Genomic DNA, 15348 nt, shown 5'->3' with positions numbered 1-15348 from the left:
ACACGGCCACCGAGCGCGCGATCAACACGCTGGCCGAACGTCACGCGGGTGCTGAGGCCAGGCTGCAGGAGCAGCTCGCCGCTGCCCACGACGAACTGCGGCTCGAACGCGACGGACTGATGGCGGTGCTCTCGGGCCTCGACGTTCCAGTGGGCGTGGTCGACGACCGTGGCCGGGTCCTGCTGGTCAATCCCGCGGCACGGCGGGCGCTCAGTGGCAGGACGCCCACTGGCGGCCGGCCGGAGCATCCTTGGGGTCTTTGACGCCGAGGACTTCCTGCCGCTCCTCACCCGGGCGTTGGCCGGCGAACGGCCTCGCGCGGTGGTCGGCGAGACGGCGATCCGTCTGGTGCGCCTGACCGGCCCGGACGAGCCGGCGATGGTGCTGGTGGTCGGGAACCCGGCGGCCGAGCACGCCGAGGGTCCGGTGGTCGGGTCTGAGCGTGGACCTGTCGCGGCCCTCCCGACCTGTGCCCACCCGCGAGCAATGGTTGCAGACGCCGCTGGCCGACATCGTCTTCACGGTGGTCGACTGCGAGACGACCGGTCTGCATGTGGACGCCGGGGATCGGCTCGTGGCCATCGGGGCGGTGCGCGTCGATGGTGGCGTGGTGCGCGCCGACGATACGTTCGACGCGTTGATCAACCCTGGGCATCCGCATCCCAGAACTGTCCACGACTTTCCACGGGATCACCGACGAAATGGTGGTCGACGCCGAGGGTCCGGCCGAGGTGGTGTCGCAGTTCGCGACGTACGCCGCCGATTCCGTACTGGTCGCCCACCACACAGGATTCGACTTCGGCTTTCTGCGCCCCGCGGCGGAATCCGCGGGGATCCACTTGGAGCCCCTGGCGCTGGACACCATGCTGCTGTCGGCGGTGCTAGAGACCCATCCGGAAGCACGGCACGGTCTGGACTACGTCTGTGAGCGCTACGGCGTCGAAGTATTCGGCAGGCACACCGCACTCGGCGACGCACTGGCCACCGCGGAGGTCCTGGTGCGCATGATTCCGCAGTTGGCCGAGCGTGGGATCGTCACGTTGGGCGAGGCACGAGACGCCATGGTCCGCACCGAGCTGGCCAAGCGGATCGAGGCCGGCGCCTGAAACTCACGCCCGCCCTGTGCCCTCGGGCCGGTCGGGGCTCCGATTGGGCTGAGTATCGGCGGCGATCACTGGCAGCGGCGGGGTGCGCGGACCGCTCCATGGTGCAGGCACCGCGTCGATCTCACGAGCGATGGCATACGCCAGGTCCTCGTAATTGGCGCGCCACCCCCGGAAGTGGCGGTAGGCCTCGGCCGGGTCCCGCTGCCAGGTGTAGCCGCCGCTGGCCATGTACTCGCAGGCCTGCAGGAAGTCGTCCGGACTGACCGAGGTGGGGCGGTCAGGCAGGGGGTCCGCGTCGTAGGGGATGCGCAGCACGGTGCACAACTCCTGCATGCAAACGATTCCCTGCCGCAACGCCACACGCATGGCCCCTTGCGGCTGTTCGGGGTTCAATGACATGTGGATCGCGGCGGTGTCCATCACACACAACAGGGAGATCAGCCAGTTGCGGTGTGGCCGTGCAGAACGCATCTGGATCAACACAGGGAAGTTCGTGTGGCTCTCGCCCACCTCCGCAGCCCATCGCTCCCACGCCGGCCACAGGGTGTCGAGCCGGTCCACGTTGCGGACCAGTGCATGGCGCCTGATCATCTCCGGTGCCCAGTTCGGTTCGCCACCGCGTGCCAGCAGGAGGGTGGCATCGGCCTCACGACTCTGGTAGGCCGCATAGAAGGTGGGCAAGTAGCCGATGAGAAGACCGATGACGATGGGGCCCGTGGCGGCAGCGACGAAGTCGAGGCCGGTGAGGCTGGCCCGCTCCGTGGTGGCGTAGCCCAAGGTGAAAAGGCTCGATCCTGCCTCGCGAAGCGAGGTGGGGAAACTCAGCGGCGAGAACGCCCACATCATCATCCCGTACGCCAAGAAATACATCAGCAGCCACATCAGCAGGGACGAAACGATGGCCGTGGGCGCGTAGAACGTAAGGATCCGGTCGCGCGCCGCATACGAGTTCGTCCGCCGTGCCACGGCGCGGAAGCAGCCGAGAAGAGCGACGTTCTTGAGTCGGTTCAGGCCCGAACTGCCACGGGAGACCACCAGTGTCCGCATGACCGATGAGGTCGCCGCGAACCACAGCAGCAGACCCAGCACGAAGACGAACATCGGCACGGAGATCACCCTAGCCACGCACCCGGTCCCCGGGCGTAGCCTGGAGACGGAGGCAGCCATGAAGAGGGTCGTACCCGTCGTGCTCGCCGCAGGGCTGTTGGCGGTGCCTGTGCCGGCGCCCGGGGTCATCGTGATCACCGGTTACGCGCGGATCTCCGTGGACGAGGGGTGCCTGGCCCGCGTGGTCCGCAAGGACTACAAGGTCGCCGTCAAGCCGGGCAAGAAGATGGAACTTCCGGTCGGTACGTATCGGTTGACAGTGCGACCTGGCGCCTGTGAGCGCAGCAAGACCAAGTTCACCGTCCGCAAGGGCAAGACCGTCCGCGCCAGTGTGACGAATCCGGATCTGGGCGTTTCGTTGTGAAGATGTGGCACGTGAGGTGTCATTTCTTCACAACGTGGACTGAGCGAACCGCGGATCGCCCCGCGTAGCCTTGCCACCGATGGACGCGACGCGCAAGGACCCCCGGCGCTGGTGGGCACTGTCGGCCATGTCGCTCGCGGTCTTCCTGGTCGCCGTCGATGGCACGGTCCTGAGTCTGGCCACCCCGAGCATCGTGGCGGATCTCAAGCCCACGGCCTCCCAGGTGCTGTGGATCGGAGACATCTACTCCTTCGTGCTGGCCGGCCTGCTGATCACCATGGGCAACCTCGGCGACCGCTTCGGCCGCAAGTTGCTGTTGATGGTGGGCGGCACCCTGTTCGCGCTGATCTCCATCGTCGCCGCGTACTCAGCCACAGCGGAGATGCTCATCCTGAGCCGTGCGCTGCTCGGCGTGGCCGGGGCGACGTTGATGCCCTCGACGCTCGCCCTGATGCGGTCCACCTTCACCGACGACACCGAGCGCAGCTTCGCGATCGGGGTGTGGAGCGCGATGGGGGCAGCGGGCGCTGCGGCCGGCCCGTTGTTCGGCGGCGCGCTGCTGCAGCACTTCTGGTGGGGCGCGGTGTTCCTCGTGAATGTGCCGATCATGGCGTTGGTGCTCATCATCGGGTTGCCCACCCTGCGGGAGTCGCGCGACCCGGCTCCCGGCCCACTCGACGGGCTGTCGGTCGCGTTGTCGATGGTGGGGATCCTCGGCCTGGTCTACGCGATCAAGGAGATGGCGATCCGTGGGTTCGAGGTGCAGTACCTGGTTGCGGGCCTGATCGGCGCGGTGGCGCTGACCTGGTTCATCCAGCGGCAACGACGTCTTGAGCATCCGTTGGTGGATGTGCGCCTGTTCGCCTCCGGTCCGTTCACAGGCGCGGTTCTCGGCATGCTGCTGTCGGTGTTCGGGCTGGCCGGCGCGCTGTTCTTCTTCTCGCAGTACCTGCAGTTCATCAAGGGGCTCGAACCGCTGCAGGCGGGGCTGTTCGAACTGCCCGCCACGCTGGCTGCGCTGGTGGCGGCCCTGCTGGCCGGGAACATCATGCGCCGTTTCGGCCGGGGTCCCGCGACGGCCGTCGGGTTGCTCGCCATCGGTCTGGGGATGGCGGCGATCGCCTTCGTCCTCGACTCCGAGGAATACCTCGTGTTCGCCGTGCCGCTGATCCTCATCGGTGCCGGCGACGGGGTGGCGTTGACGATCGCGTCGGACACCGTGCTGGCCGTCGCGCCGAAGGACCGGGCCGGTGCGGCGTCGGGGGTGTCCGAGACCGGCTACGAACTCGGTACCGCGCTGGGCATCGCCCTGCTGGGCAGCGTGCTCACCGCGGTCTACCAGGGGACGCTGACACTCCCGGTGGGGGTTCCGCCGGACGTCGGTGTCGCCGCCGCGGAGTCACCTGGGGAGGGTTTCCAGGCGATGGCCGAACTCCCGGCAGATGTCGCGGCGTCCTTGACCGAGGCGATCCATGTAGCGTTCACCCAAGCCCTGCAGGTGACCACGTGGGTCGGCGCGGGTGTGCTGATCTTCGGCGCCGTCGTCACGTGGCGGTTGCTGCCCGGGCGCAAGGAAGCCGTCAACGAATTGGTGTCGCATTGATCGAGATCACGTGGCAGTACGATCCTGACTCCGAGGCCGTCGAGCGCGTCCCGGCGTCGGGGCAGGACGCCATGCTCATGCTGCACATGGGCAACTCCGCGTTCGCGGAGATGGGACAGGCTCGAGGAGACCACCGGTACGTCATTCCGATCACCGCGGAGGAGCTCGGGCTGGGAGATCGCCCGGGTGAGGCGCCTGCCCAGGAACCGATGGCGGTTGTGCTCGGGTGTGCGGATGCCCGCGTCCCGCTGGAACTGGTCTTCTCGCAGTCGGCCAACGACCTGTTCGCGGTCCGGGTGGCCGGCAACATCCTCGGCTCCGACTGTGTCGGGAGCATCGACTACGCGGTCACCCACCTGCCGAGCGTGCGCTTGCTCGCGGTGGTCGGCCACACGGGCTGCGGGGCCGTCCAGGCCGCCGTCGACGCGTACGTTGCCCCCAACACCTACCTCGGGCTGTCGGCGAACCTTCCGTTGCGACGGATCGTGGACACGATCGTGCCTGCCGTGCACGGTGCCGATGTGGGCCTGCGCAGCCATTACGGCGCGGACGTGATTCTGCGACCGGGCTACCGCAAGGCGCTGGTGGATGCGGCGGTGGTCGTCAACGCCGCGATCGCCGCCGATGCGATGCAGCGGATCTTCGCCGAACATCTGGGGGAGCGACTCGGCGCTGCGTTCGGCGTGTACGACCTCGCGAGCCGACTCGTGGGACTACCGGACCTACATCTCGACTGGCGTCACGGGTTGTTCCCGCCGCCGCCCGAGGAGCAGATGCCGGGGTTCGTCGACGCGGTGGTCCGCTCGCTGCACATCCGGGCGCTCTTGGGCTGATGCGAATTTCCGACCACTGAGTTGCCGGAATTCCGCATTTCCGCCTCAGGCCACCTGCAGGCTGCGCTTGGACAACCCGAAGGCATATCCCTCGATCGGGGTCTCGATGGGACCGTCTGCTGCCCCCAGCGTCACGAACAGCGGTGTGAAGTGCTCGACCGTCGGGTGGGCGTAAGGCAACCCCGGCGCGTTGTCGCGAAAGCCTGCGAGTTCGTCGAGGTCGCGGCGCGCGAGCGCGTCCGCCGCCCAATGGTCGAACTCCCGGGACCATCCTGGGACGGCATTGCCGTAGAACATGTCCGGGGTCAGGAACGGCAGACCGTGCGTCATGAACCCCGACCCGATCACAAGGATGCCGCGCTCTCGCAGCGACTTCAGAGCCTGGCCGAGCCGCAGAAGATCCTCAGGCTTCTGGCTTGGCAGGGACAGTTGCAGGACCGGGATCGTCGCGCCGGGGTACATCACCTTCAAGGGCACCCACGCTCCGTGATCGAGTCCACGGCTGGCGTGCTGGTGAACGGGCCAGCCGTCGGGTAGCGCGGACAGCACGTCCCCGGCCAACGCCTCGCCGGCCGGGGTGTCGTAGCGCATCTGGTAGTAACGCGGGTGGAACCCGCCGAAATCGTAGACAACCTCGCGCGTTGCGACGGCGCTCAGACTCAGGGGAGCGGCCTCCCAATGCGCGGACACGATGAGGATGCCCTTGGGAACGGGTAGGGCGTCGGCCCATTGTGACAGTTGCTCGATCCACAGCGCATCCTCGAACAACGGTGGCGCCCCGTGTCCGATGTACAGGGCCGGTAGTGCTGGATCACCCTCCCGCCAGGCCGTGCGCGCAGCTTCTCGGCGCAGCAGAGTCGGAAGACGGTTCTCGTAGGCGATCTGCACCATCTCAATGTAGTTGAGTGATCAAGCAAATGTCAATGCCGCAAAAGGCGCCAGCGCCGGTCCAGCCCGTCACCGCAGGCTGGACCGGCGCTGGCGTGCTTCGGCCGACGGGCCTTACGGGCGCACGCGGTACTTCTTTACCCGCTTGAATGGGCGGTAGTCCTTGGTGCCCTTGGCGAACTGGGTCACTATGACCAGCACCGGCCTGGTGCCGAAGACCGTCACGCGGACGGTACCCTCCTTGTTCTTGCGCACGTTGCAGAAGCTGGCCTCGCCTGCCGCAGAGCTCTTCAGCGGACGGCAGCGCACCTTAGTGCGGATCTTCTGACCCTGCTCGGTGGTGCTCGCCGGGAGGACCTTCGGGTTCGGAGGCAGTTTGTTCGCGGTCTGTGCCGAACGCAGCACCCGGACCTCGTCTGTGGCTGTGTTGTTCGACGGATCGGTGTCCGGGATCGGTGACGTCACCTCGGCCGGGTTCACGACCGACGGTGCCGCGCCGGTCACGACGTTCACCCGGATCGAGAACTCCGCCGACTGTCCCACGACCAGGCCGGCCGCGTACACGCAGGTGACCGTACGGCCACTGGCGGTGCACGTCCACCCGTCCCCGGCGGCCGACAGGAACTCGTTGCCGTTCGGCAGCGTGTCGATCACTGTGATCGGCCCGGGGTTGTCGGACGGCCCGTTGTTGACCACGCGCACGTTCCACGTCCCCGTTCCGCCGATCTTCCAGGGCCCACCGTCGTGGGTCTTCGAGATCGCGAGGTCGGACTTCGCGACCACGTCCACGGTGGACGTCGCCGGGGGCGGGTTGCCACCGGGCTGCGGCGAGGTCGTGGTCACGGTCGCCACATTCTTCAACGTGGTGCCACCAGGTACCGCCTTGTCCACGTCGGCCTTGATCACGATGTCCGACGGTGAGGCCGACAGCGGGAAGTTGGCCCGCGTGCAGGTCACCGTTGTGCCGGACCCCACGTCGCAGGTCCATCCGGTGCCCGTCGCCGACGTCGCCCGCAGCCCGGCTTCCAACTGGTCGACCACGACGACGTTTTTCGCCTTCGCCGGGCCCAGGTTCGACACGGTGATGGTGAATTCGGTGGCAGTACCGGCCGTCACCGGGTTCGCGCCGGTGGTCTTCTTCGCGATCTCGAGTTGCACGTCGCTGACCACCGGATCCGTCACGGTGTCCGTGTTGTTGTCCGGGTTGGGGTCCGGAGTCGTACCGGTCACCTCGGCGGTGTTGACCGCCTCGTCACCGGGGCTCTCCAGGACGTCGACGGTGACGTTGATCAGCGGCGCCTGCTCATTCGGCGCGAGGTCCTGCTTGAGCACACAGGTCAACGTGTCCGTCTCGCCGCTGGTGGGCTGGCACTCCCACGGTCCGGCGTCGATCGATGCGATCGACAGGCCCGTGGGCAGGGTGTCGACCACGGTGATGTCCTTCACCGACACCGACGGCCCCAGGTTGGTCACCGCCAGCGTGTACGTCACCTGGTTGCCCACCACGTACGGCTGGGTCCGGCTCTTCTCGATCGCCAGGTCCGCCAGTGGCCGCAACGTGACCTCGTCGGTCGCGGTGTTGTTCACGGGGTTCGGGTCGAGGGTCTTGCCGGTCACCGTCGCGGTGTTGCGCTGGTTGGCGGTCGCGGCCTCATCCACGTACACCGTCAGCACCAGGTCCTCAAGGCTCGCACCCTTCGCAATCCCATCGACCGGTCCGGGGTTGGTGCACGTCACGAACTGTCCCACGGCGTTGCAGGACCATCCGGCACCGTCGTTGTAGCCGCGGTACTCCACCCCATCGGGCAGGGTGTCCACAACGGTGAACTGGCCCACGCTCGGGTCGGGCCCGTTGTTGGACACCTGCAGAACCCACTCGAACTCCGTGCCCGGGACGACCTCGTTGTCGGCCACGTTCCACGACTTCGGGTAGTCGGTGCGGTGGAGTTTCACGATCTGCAGATCCGCGAGTCCGATGGCGGTCTGCGCGGTGACGTTGCCCGACGTCTGCAGTTGCCATTCGGTGGTGGGGGTTCCGGGGTACCAGGAGGTGTTGGCGGTGTTGATGTGCGGAACCTTCGGGGTCACGTCGATACCGACACCGGGGTCGTCCACGACGTCGGCACCTGGGGTCGCCTGGAACGTGATGACGATCTTCTTGTTCACCGGCAGGTCGGTCTTGGTGTCCCAGGCGAGTTTGACGGCCAGCGGGTTGCTGGAGTCCACCGTGGGATCGTCTGTCGAGATCTCAGTTCCGTCCAGCGTGATCACCGTGCTGCCGGCCTGGTAGGTCCAGTTCGGCGGGAGTACGTCGCTGGCGCTCACCTGGTAGGCGGTGGGTCCAGGAACGTTCTCGCTGGGGTTGGTGATCTCCAGGCGCCACGTGTACGGCTGGTCGATGTACGCCACGTCGTCGGAGTTGAACTTTTCGATCTGCACGCTCGGGGGCAGCGGGGTGACCGTGTCCTTGCCGGTGTTGTTCGCCGGGTTCGGGTCGTAGGTCTGGCCGGTCACCGTGGCGGTGTTCTCCATCGTCGGCGGCGCGTCGATGTCGACCGACACCGTCAGGAGAAGGTCCGGCAGGCTGGCGTCCTTGGCCAGCCCGTCGGTTCCGGCATTGGGGTGCGTGCAGGTGATCTTCTGCGCGTCCACCTGATCCTGCTCGCAGGTCCAGTCGGTTCCCTGGGAGCCGACGTAGGTGTTGCCTGCGGGCAGGGTGTCCACGACCACGTACGGGCCGACAGCATTGTCCGGACCGTTGTTCTTGACCTGCAGCTTCCACTTGAACTGCGTGCCCGGGATGACATTGTCCTCGTCCTGCAGCGCCGGGGTGTAGTACGTGACGTGGGACTTGGTCAACTCCAGATCCGCCGACGCGATCCCCGTCTGCGCGGTGACGTTGCCCGACGTCACCGGGGTCCAGCCGTCAGTCGGTTCGCCGGGGTTCCACGTGGTGTTGGCGGTGTTGATGTGCGGAACCTTCGGAGTCACGTCGATGCCGACACCGGGGTCGTCCACCACGTCGGCACCTGGGGTCGCCTGGAAGGTGATGACGATCTTCTTGTTCACCGGCAGGTCGGTCTTGGTGTCCCAGGCGAGTTTGACGGCCAGCGGGTTGCTGGAGTCCACCGTGGGATCGTCTGTCGAGACCTGGTTGCCATCGAAGGTGATGACAGTCGTGCCGGCCTTGTAGGTCCAGTTCGGCGGCAGGACATCGTCCACCTTCACCTGGTAGGCCGTGGGCCCGGGATCGCGAGTGCTGGGGTTGGTCACCTCGATCGACCACGTGTACGGCTGGGCGATGTACGCCACTGCGTCGGAGTTGAACTTCTCGATCTTCACGTCCGGCAGCACGGGGGTGACTACCGCGTCGGCCGTGATCGGCCCGTACGTGCGGATGTCGGGGTTGTTCGGATCGGGCGTCAGGCTGGTCCACTCGAGCGCGCTCACGACGTTGGTCTGCGCGGTCGTCGTGTTGCCCTTGAGCTTGGCGGTGTAGGTGTACTGCTGGCTGTCACCGACCGCCAGGGAGGTGATCGTCGGCCAACTGACTGAAACCTTGTCAGTGGTCGTGCAAGTGTTGTCTGTGCCCACTGTTCCGGTGCCGGGATTCACTACTGCGACGCCGTCCGGTACGCAGTCACGCACCTTCACCGCATAGGCGGTGCTGGTGGGAACGCCGCCGGTGCGCTGCGGGTTGGTGACGTTGATCGTGTAGCCGAAGGTGTCGTCCGGCAGGGCGGTGATCGCGTCCTCACCGTTGACCATTTTCGCGATCTTCAGGTTCGGCTCGGTGAGCGTGATGGTCGCGCCGTCAGATCCGATGGTTTTCGGGGGGTTCTGTGCCGCAGCCAGCGTCTCGGGCTTGGTGGCGTAGCCGTACCCTGCGCTGGCCGAGTTCGTCCGGGTCGCCCCAGCCACGTTCTGCGGCAGATCGCTCACGCGGGACTTGTAGGAGATCCGGATGATCCGGTGCTTGTCCTGGTTCGGCAGAGCGTCGAACGACCAGCCGATCTGCTGGCCCGTGGCGCCGGGGCTCCCGGGGTCAGGCCCGAGCAGCGTGGCCGTGACGCCCGTGGAGCACGCAGCGGGGTTCTGGTAGCTGCTGTCGGTGGTAAAGCACGTAAGCGCGATGTCCGAGACGTCGGCGTAGTCGATGTACTGCGGGAGTGTATCGAGCACCACCAAGTTCTGGTACGCGGCGTCCGGCAACTTGGTGTCGATCGTGTAGGTCGCGGTCTCGCCGATGGTCGCCACCGCGGGCGTCACGGTCTTGTCGATCGACGCTCCTGTGATGAACACCTCGGCATTCGCGCCCGTGAGGTAGGTGCGCTCACCTGTCACGTCGCCGGGCATGCTGGTGCCGCTCATACCGACCGTGTTCTTGAACTTCACGTCGGCCGGCGAGCCGGGCTTGATGTTCGCGACGTAGGTGACGTCCTTGGGCGTGCCCGGCACTAGCGGGTCGAAGGTCCACGTGATCGAGACCTTATCGCTCGTGTCGCAGTTCGGGTTTGTCCCGAGCGTTCCGCCGTTGTTGACGGTCTTGACCGTGAGGGTGTCCGGGACGCAGTCGACGATGGTCACGTCGTGCAGCGGCGGGCGGGTGCCCGACGAGGAGGCGCGCAACGTGTACGTGATGTCCGTCGCGGTAGAGGTCACCGAAGTCGGATTGGCCGTCTTCGTGATACTCGGGCTCGGCTGCATGACGAACATGTCGTACGGCGTGGTGGTCTCGGTCTTCGTGCCGCCCGATTCGGCGGTGAAGCTCTCGAACTTCGCGGTGTTCGTCCTCTTCACGTTGTTCGCGACGGTTTGCGTCGGCAGAGTGCACGTGGCCTGGCCGCAGGTTGCGGCCGCTTGGCCGACTTTCGCCGTCACGGTCACACGGAACGTCTGGTCCCCGGAAGTGTCGTTGATCCACTTCACGGGGAAGGTCAGCGTGCCGTTCGTCGCATCGATCGTGAAGCCCAGGTCAGGCAATGGTGTCGACGAGCCCACCAACTCGGCCTTGACCAGCGACACGAAGTCGATGCCCGTGGGCAGGGCGTCCGAGAGCACCCCTCGATAGACCGTGGTTCCCTTCTGCACGGTCACCTCGTACGTGTAGGTGATCGTCTCACCGATGGTGGCCTGGGTCTTGAAGTTGTTGTTGGTCTCGGTCAGAGAGGTTTCGGCGTCCTTGGCCACCTCGGCACCCGGGATGAACACGTTGGACGGGTCCTTCAGAGGCGGCGAATCTGCCTTGGGATCCTGGGTCGGATCGATGTTCTCCGCGGGGATGTACGTGGCCGTGATCCCGGGAATGTCCGTGAACGCCTCGAACTGCCGCACACCGGCGGTGTTGGCGTAATTCGTGCCTGCTGCCGCCTCGTCCGGGACCTTCATGGTGTAGATCAGGGACAGAGTCTGGTCCACGTCGATGGAGTAGGCGTCGGCCAGGTCCGGAGTCGGGAAGACCCACTTGAGGATGCTGCCGCCGGACGCGTCGTCACAGGTGGCGATACCTGCCGGCAGCGGCAACTCGGTGCTCGAACCGGGCTTGATGTACGCCAGGGCGGCGAGGTTCACCGCCGAGCACGTCAACTGCTCGGGCAAGCGGTCCCACACCTGCACACCGCGCACCGAGTAGTCCGAACCTGGCGTCTGCGGCTGATTCTCGATGTTGATCTGGAAGGTGGCGGTTCCGCCCTGCTCGATGGGCTTGTTGTCCTGCAGAGGGCTCACTGCCGGGTAGGTCGCACTGGGCTTGTCCGTTGCGATGACACCTTTGTCGATGGACAGGTTCGGCGGCGGAAGCAGGTCGTACTCGGCCTGGTCGCGGTAGGACTGCGCGACACCAGCGGTGTTCTCGGTGCGCATCTTCATGAGGTTGCCGGTGATCTCCGGCTTGGTCCCGGTGCCGGGTTCCAGAACACGCACGGCGAAGGTGGCCTCGAACACGCCGTTCTTGGGCACGAAGCCCCCGTCGCCGAGGGTGAGCACGAACTTGGTTGCGGTCAGGTCGGGCGTCACGGTCACGTTGTTGTTCCCGGTGACCGCGAACGTGTTGTTACCCGTCTCTGGTTCGTCAAGCACGACGAACTCCGTGCCGACCGGCGGGAAGTCGGTGACCACCGCATTCTTCGTGTCAATGGTCTTGGGGAAGTCCACCCGCAGTTTGAAGCAGATGACGTCGCCCTTGCGGAAGGCGGGCAGCGGGTCGGGGTCGGAGACGTAGGGGGGTGCGACGGTCGGGTCGCACTTCATGCCGCCCGGGAAATCCGGGGGTGCGGCACGCGTCTTGATCTCCTTGCTGATCGTGGGCAGAGGAGTGCCTTGCTCTGCTTGCGAGGTGTCCCCGACAGTCTCTTCGCCCGGCTCGACCGGGTTGTCGTCGGAGTCCTTGATCGCGTTGGTCTTGGCGGTCAGTTCCACGGTGTTGGTGAAACCGTCGCCTGCCACGGTGCGGGCGCCCAGCGCGTCGCCGTCACGGTAGTTGGGGAGCATGCGGGCCGGCAGCGTAACGGTTGCGGATCCGTTGGCGATGATGCTGGCCAGTGGCTGGAACACGACGTTGTAGGTCTTGGAGCCGTTGTCCCATGTCGGCACGCTCGCAAACCCAGGAGTGGGCTTGGGGTCAGCCGCCTGCGCAGTGCACAACGGTTCGGCGGCCCAGGAGGTGGTGCCGGTAGCACCCAGCGGGCAGTAGCCGTTGGGCAGCGTGTCGGTGACGACGATGTTCGACGCATCCATGTACTCGCTGGCTTGGATGTCCATGGTGAAGGTGGCGATTCCGCCCGGGGTGAAGTCACTGGGCGACACGGACTTCTGCATCCGCACGTCCTCGATGGTCACCGTGTGTTTCTCGGTGACCGTCACCGGGTTGGACGGTGCGGTTCCCTGGAAGGCGCCCTGGGCGGAGACCTCGTTGGTGATCGACTGCTCGCCCAACTCCCGGGTAGATGCGCCGTTGTTGTTGTCGAGATTGGAGCCCTGTTCCAGGCTGCCTGCGGAGGGCGCCGGACCTGGGTTCCATGTCATCGTGTTCGCGTTGAGCGGGATGCCCGCGACGTACTTGATCTCTTGGACCTCATTGGCGGCGAGGTTGCCGACGTTCCATGTCACGGCCGTGTAGACGCCCGTGAGGTCACCGAGTCCAGGGACGTCCTGGGGGCTGTCCACGGTCTCGACGCTGACTGGGTTCGGGCACGGGTCCGGGTTCACAGCAGGATCACCCAGCGGACCGGACCCCGGGTACTCCGGTCCGGCGGAGTTGTCCTGGTTGCCGCAGCCGAGGAACTCCAACTGCGCCGGCAGGTAGTCGGTGAGCGTGACGTTGTTCGTCGGCACGTGTTTGTTGTTGCGGATCGTGAGCGTGTAGGTCGATCGCTGGTCGTGGACCCCGCGCAGCAATTCGCCTTCGGGGCTGTTGGTGTTCTTCTTCTCGACGACGAACGGTGCCCGCTTCGTGTCCGCTGTGGCGGTGTCGGAAACCACCTCGGGATCGGCGATGGGTACGCCATTGGTGGTGAACTTCGGCAGCAGGCGCTCGTTGGTCGATCCCGAGACGTAGGCAGTGTTGGTGTCGACGGGGACAATCGTCGTTGGCACGGGAGTTTTGAGTTGGGCCTCGAACTTCAGCGCGAATGAGGATGCTGCCTGCAGGTCGGTGACGTTGTTCCACACGAGCAGGGTCTGCCCGCTTGAGGTCTGGGTCACTGTCGGCTCACCGGCCGAGGCGGGGGTGGTCGGTCCCACGTACTCGAAGCCCGCGGGCAACACATCGGAGAAACTCACGTTGTAGAGCGGGTCGTTGCCCGCAGGGTTGCTCGCCGTAAGGGTGTAGGGGACCGGGTCCCCGAGCAGCACCGACCCAGGCGCCGATTTGTCGAGCGTCACGCTCGCGGCGGCGGCGGCAGGCTGCGCCGTTGTCATGGTGAGGCCACCGATAAGAACCGCCACCGAAGACAGCACACCGAGCCACTTCTTCATCATTACGAGTCCCCTGAAGTCGAAAGCAGAGCGCCCCTAGTATTGCGCATCATCCTCAGGTGCGCAGCACGAGCCGCGAATTATCCCTCAGCGACGCGCGATGTCCAGGGAAGGCTCGCCGGGTGTGCATCCCGGCGGCTGCGAGTTGCCGCTGATCGTGAAGTCGCCGCACGTGAAGATGTGTTCCTGGACGGTGCCGAGGCCGTACGCGGCCGCGACGACCACCGCCACGGCTGCGATCACCGCCCAGCGGTCGCGCCAAGTGGCGTCCTCGGCGAGGTCGGGTGCGGCGAAGCGGATCAGGATGGCGACCATCGCAGGTGCCCCCACGAGAGTGACCACGGTGCCGAACCACGCCATCGGAGGCCGGGACCCCGGCACGAACTCGATCGCAAGGACCAACCACAGCGTCGGGGTCAACAGGGCCAACGACCACCAGCCGACGTGCCGCCGAACCGAGCCCGAGACGATCACGAGCACGAAGGCCGCAGTGGCCACCGCCCACAGGCTGAGCAGTTGCGGGAAGAACACCGTGCCCCAGGCGCCGAGTGTGAAGGCAGGCCACCAGGCGATCGAACTGAATGCGACGACACCCACGCCGGCCAGGCGCAGGCTGGGAGCGGTCTGGGTGGCGGACTCGTCCATCACGGCGAGACTACCGGGAGAGTTGCGGTGCCAGGCTCACTCGCCATTGTTGAGTGTCGTGCGGTTACCGGTTTCGGGGGTCAGTATCGGTCACCGCGGGACACTCCGCGCTGGAGGCCGTGCGGGGTCCGCCGGAAAGCCCTTCCCCGCGCCAGTCCACCGCGCCTAGACTCCCGACCCATGGGAGGAAAACTGATCATCGCCACGGTGTCGGCGGCCATTGCGTTCTCTGGCCTCTCGACCGCGGCATATGCCACGGACACCGTGACGGTGACCGACGAGCGGGTGCTCACCGCGAAGTCCGGCGCTCTGGACACGAGCCCGTCGCCGGCGGTGTACCTGGACACCAACGGGGAGTTGTTCGGTCTACCGGGGATCCGGATCGACGACCCGAACGCCGACATCCCCGACAGCACGTTCCAGGGGCAGTTCTTCGAGACGAAGTCAGGGACCTGGCTCAGTGTCGCCGTTCTGAACCGCTCCACCCTCAAGCCGGTTTACGTCAAGAACTACTCGTGCCCGCAGGTGGTGGGCCAGACCCGATACGACGCAGGGGAGAAGGCCGCTGCGCCGTGCATCGCCGCCGTGCAGAAGGACTTCACCGACAACAAAGTCGACGAGAAGGATCTCGTGATCGCGTCGAACTTCGGGAAGTTCGGCAACGACCAGGCGCCGTACGGGGTCATCAAGGCGCTCAAGCCCATCGGCGTCCAGCCGGTCTGGTGGTGGGGCGCTGCGACGTCGTTGACGCCGGGCACCTTCAGCGCAGTGGGTGTGCCGGGGTCCTCGCCGGGCCAGGCCTACCAGGTCGCCGGCAACTCGTGGGAG

At 66.2% G+C, this 15348-nt stretch carries 10 protein-coding genes; 6 read left to right on the top strand and 4 right to left on the bottom strand.

Translation table 11 applies throughout. From position 1 onward, the window contains the following. On the top strand, window positions 1–263 hold a 263-nt coding region (locus V9E98_15060; protein ID MEI2718283.1), incomplete at its 5' end, for a hypothetical protein. 384 nt (window positions 264–647) lie between these two features. Further along, window positions 648–1106 (top strand): exonuclease domain-containing protein, encoded by a 459-nt coding sequence (locus tag V9E98_15055; protein MEI2718282.1) that lies wholly within the window; start codon window positions 648–650, stop codon window positions 1104–1106. 3 nt (window positions 1107–1109) lie between these two features. Here the strand turns inward: V9E98_15055 and V9E98_15050 are convergent, their stop codons facing one another. Further along, complete coding sequence (locus V9E98_15050) at window positions 1110–2213, bottom strand: hypothetical protein (GenBank protein ID MEI2718281.1); 1104 nt, start codon at window positions 2211–2213, stop codon at window positions 1110–1112. A gap of 58 nt (window positions 2214–2271) precedes the next feature. Here V9E98_15050 and V9E98_15045 point away from each other — a divergent pair, with 58 nt between their 5' ends. The 3 genes from V9E98_15045 to V9E98_15035 all read left to right on the top strand — a co-directional run bounded on the left by V9E98_15045 (window position 2272) and on the right by V9E98_15035 (window position 5013). Continuing rightward, window positions 2272–2577, top strand: coding sequence for a hypothetical protein (locus tag V9E98_15045; protein MEI2718280.1), 306 nt, complete (start codon window positions 2272–2274; stop codon window positions 2575–2577). Between the two features lie 79 nt (window positions 2578–2656). Continuing rightward, entirely contained in the window at window positions 2657–4180 is a 1524-nt protein-coding gene (locus tag V9E98_15040; GenBank protein MEI2718279.1) for an MFS transporter, read from the top strand. After that, entirely contained in the window at window positions 4177–5013 is an 837-nt protein-coding gene (locus V9E98_15035; GenBank protein MEI2718278.1) for a carbonic anhydrase, read from the top strand. The genes V9E98_15040 and V9E98_15035 overlap by 4 nt, the downstream gene beginning before the upstream one ends. A gap of 45 nt (window positions 5014–5058) precedes the next feature. Here V9E98_15035 and V9E98_15030 read toward each other — a convergent pair whose 3' ends face one another. The 3 genes from V9E98_15030 to V9E98_15020 all read right to left on the bottom strand — a co-directional run bounded on the left by V9E98_15030 (window position 5059) and on the right by V9E98_15020 (window position 14520). Then, window positions 5059–5901, bottom strand: coding sequence for a class III extradiol ring-cleavage dioxygenase (locus V9E98_15030; GenBank protein MEI2718277.1), 843 nt, complete (start codon window positions 5899–5901; stop codon window positions 5059–5061). A gap of 114 nt (window positions 5902–6015) precedes the next feature. Continuing rightward, entirely contained in the window at window positions 6016–13878 is a 7863-nt protein-coding gene (locus V9E98_15025; GenBank protein MEI2718276.1) for an isopeptide-forming domain-containing fimbrial protein, read from the bottom strand. An 84-nt stretch (window positions 13879–13962) separates the two neighbouring features. Then, on the bottom strand, window positions 13963–14520 hold the full coding sequence (locus V9E98_15020; protein MEI2718275.1) for a hypothetical protein: 558 nt from the start codon (window positions 14518–14520) through the stop codon (window positions 13963–13965). Between the two features lie 180 nt (window positions 14521–14700). On the opposite strand from V9E98_15020, the gene V9E98_15015 reads away from it, so the two are divergent. Further along, window positions 14701–15348: hypothetical protein (locus tag V9E98_15015; protein ID MEI2718274.1), on the top strand; the 648-nt coding region annotated here is incomplete at its 3' end.

The organism is Candidatus Nanopelagicales bacterium (genome assembly GCA_037045355.1).
Classification (GTDB): domain Bacteria; phylum Actinomycetota; class Actinomycetes; order S36-B12.
The sequence above is the reverse complement of the archived record's forward strand: the minus strand, read 5'-3'. Positions and strand labels throughout refer to the sequence as shown.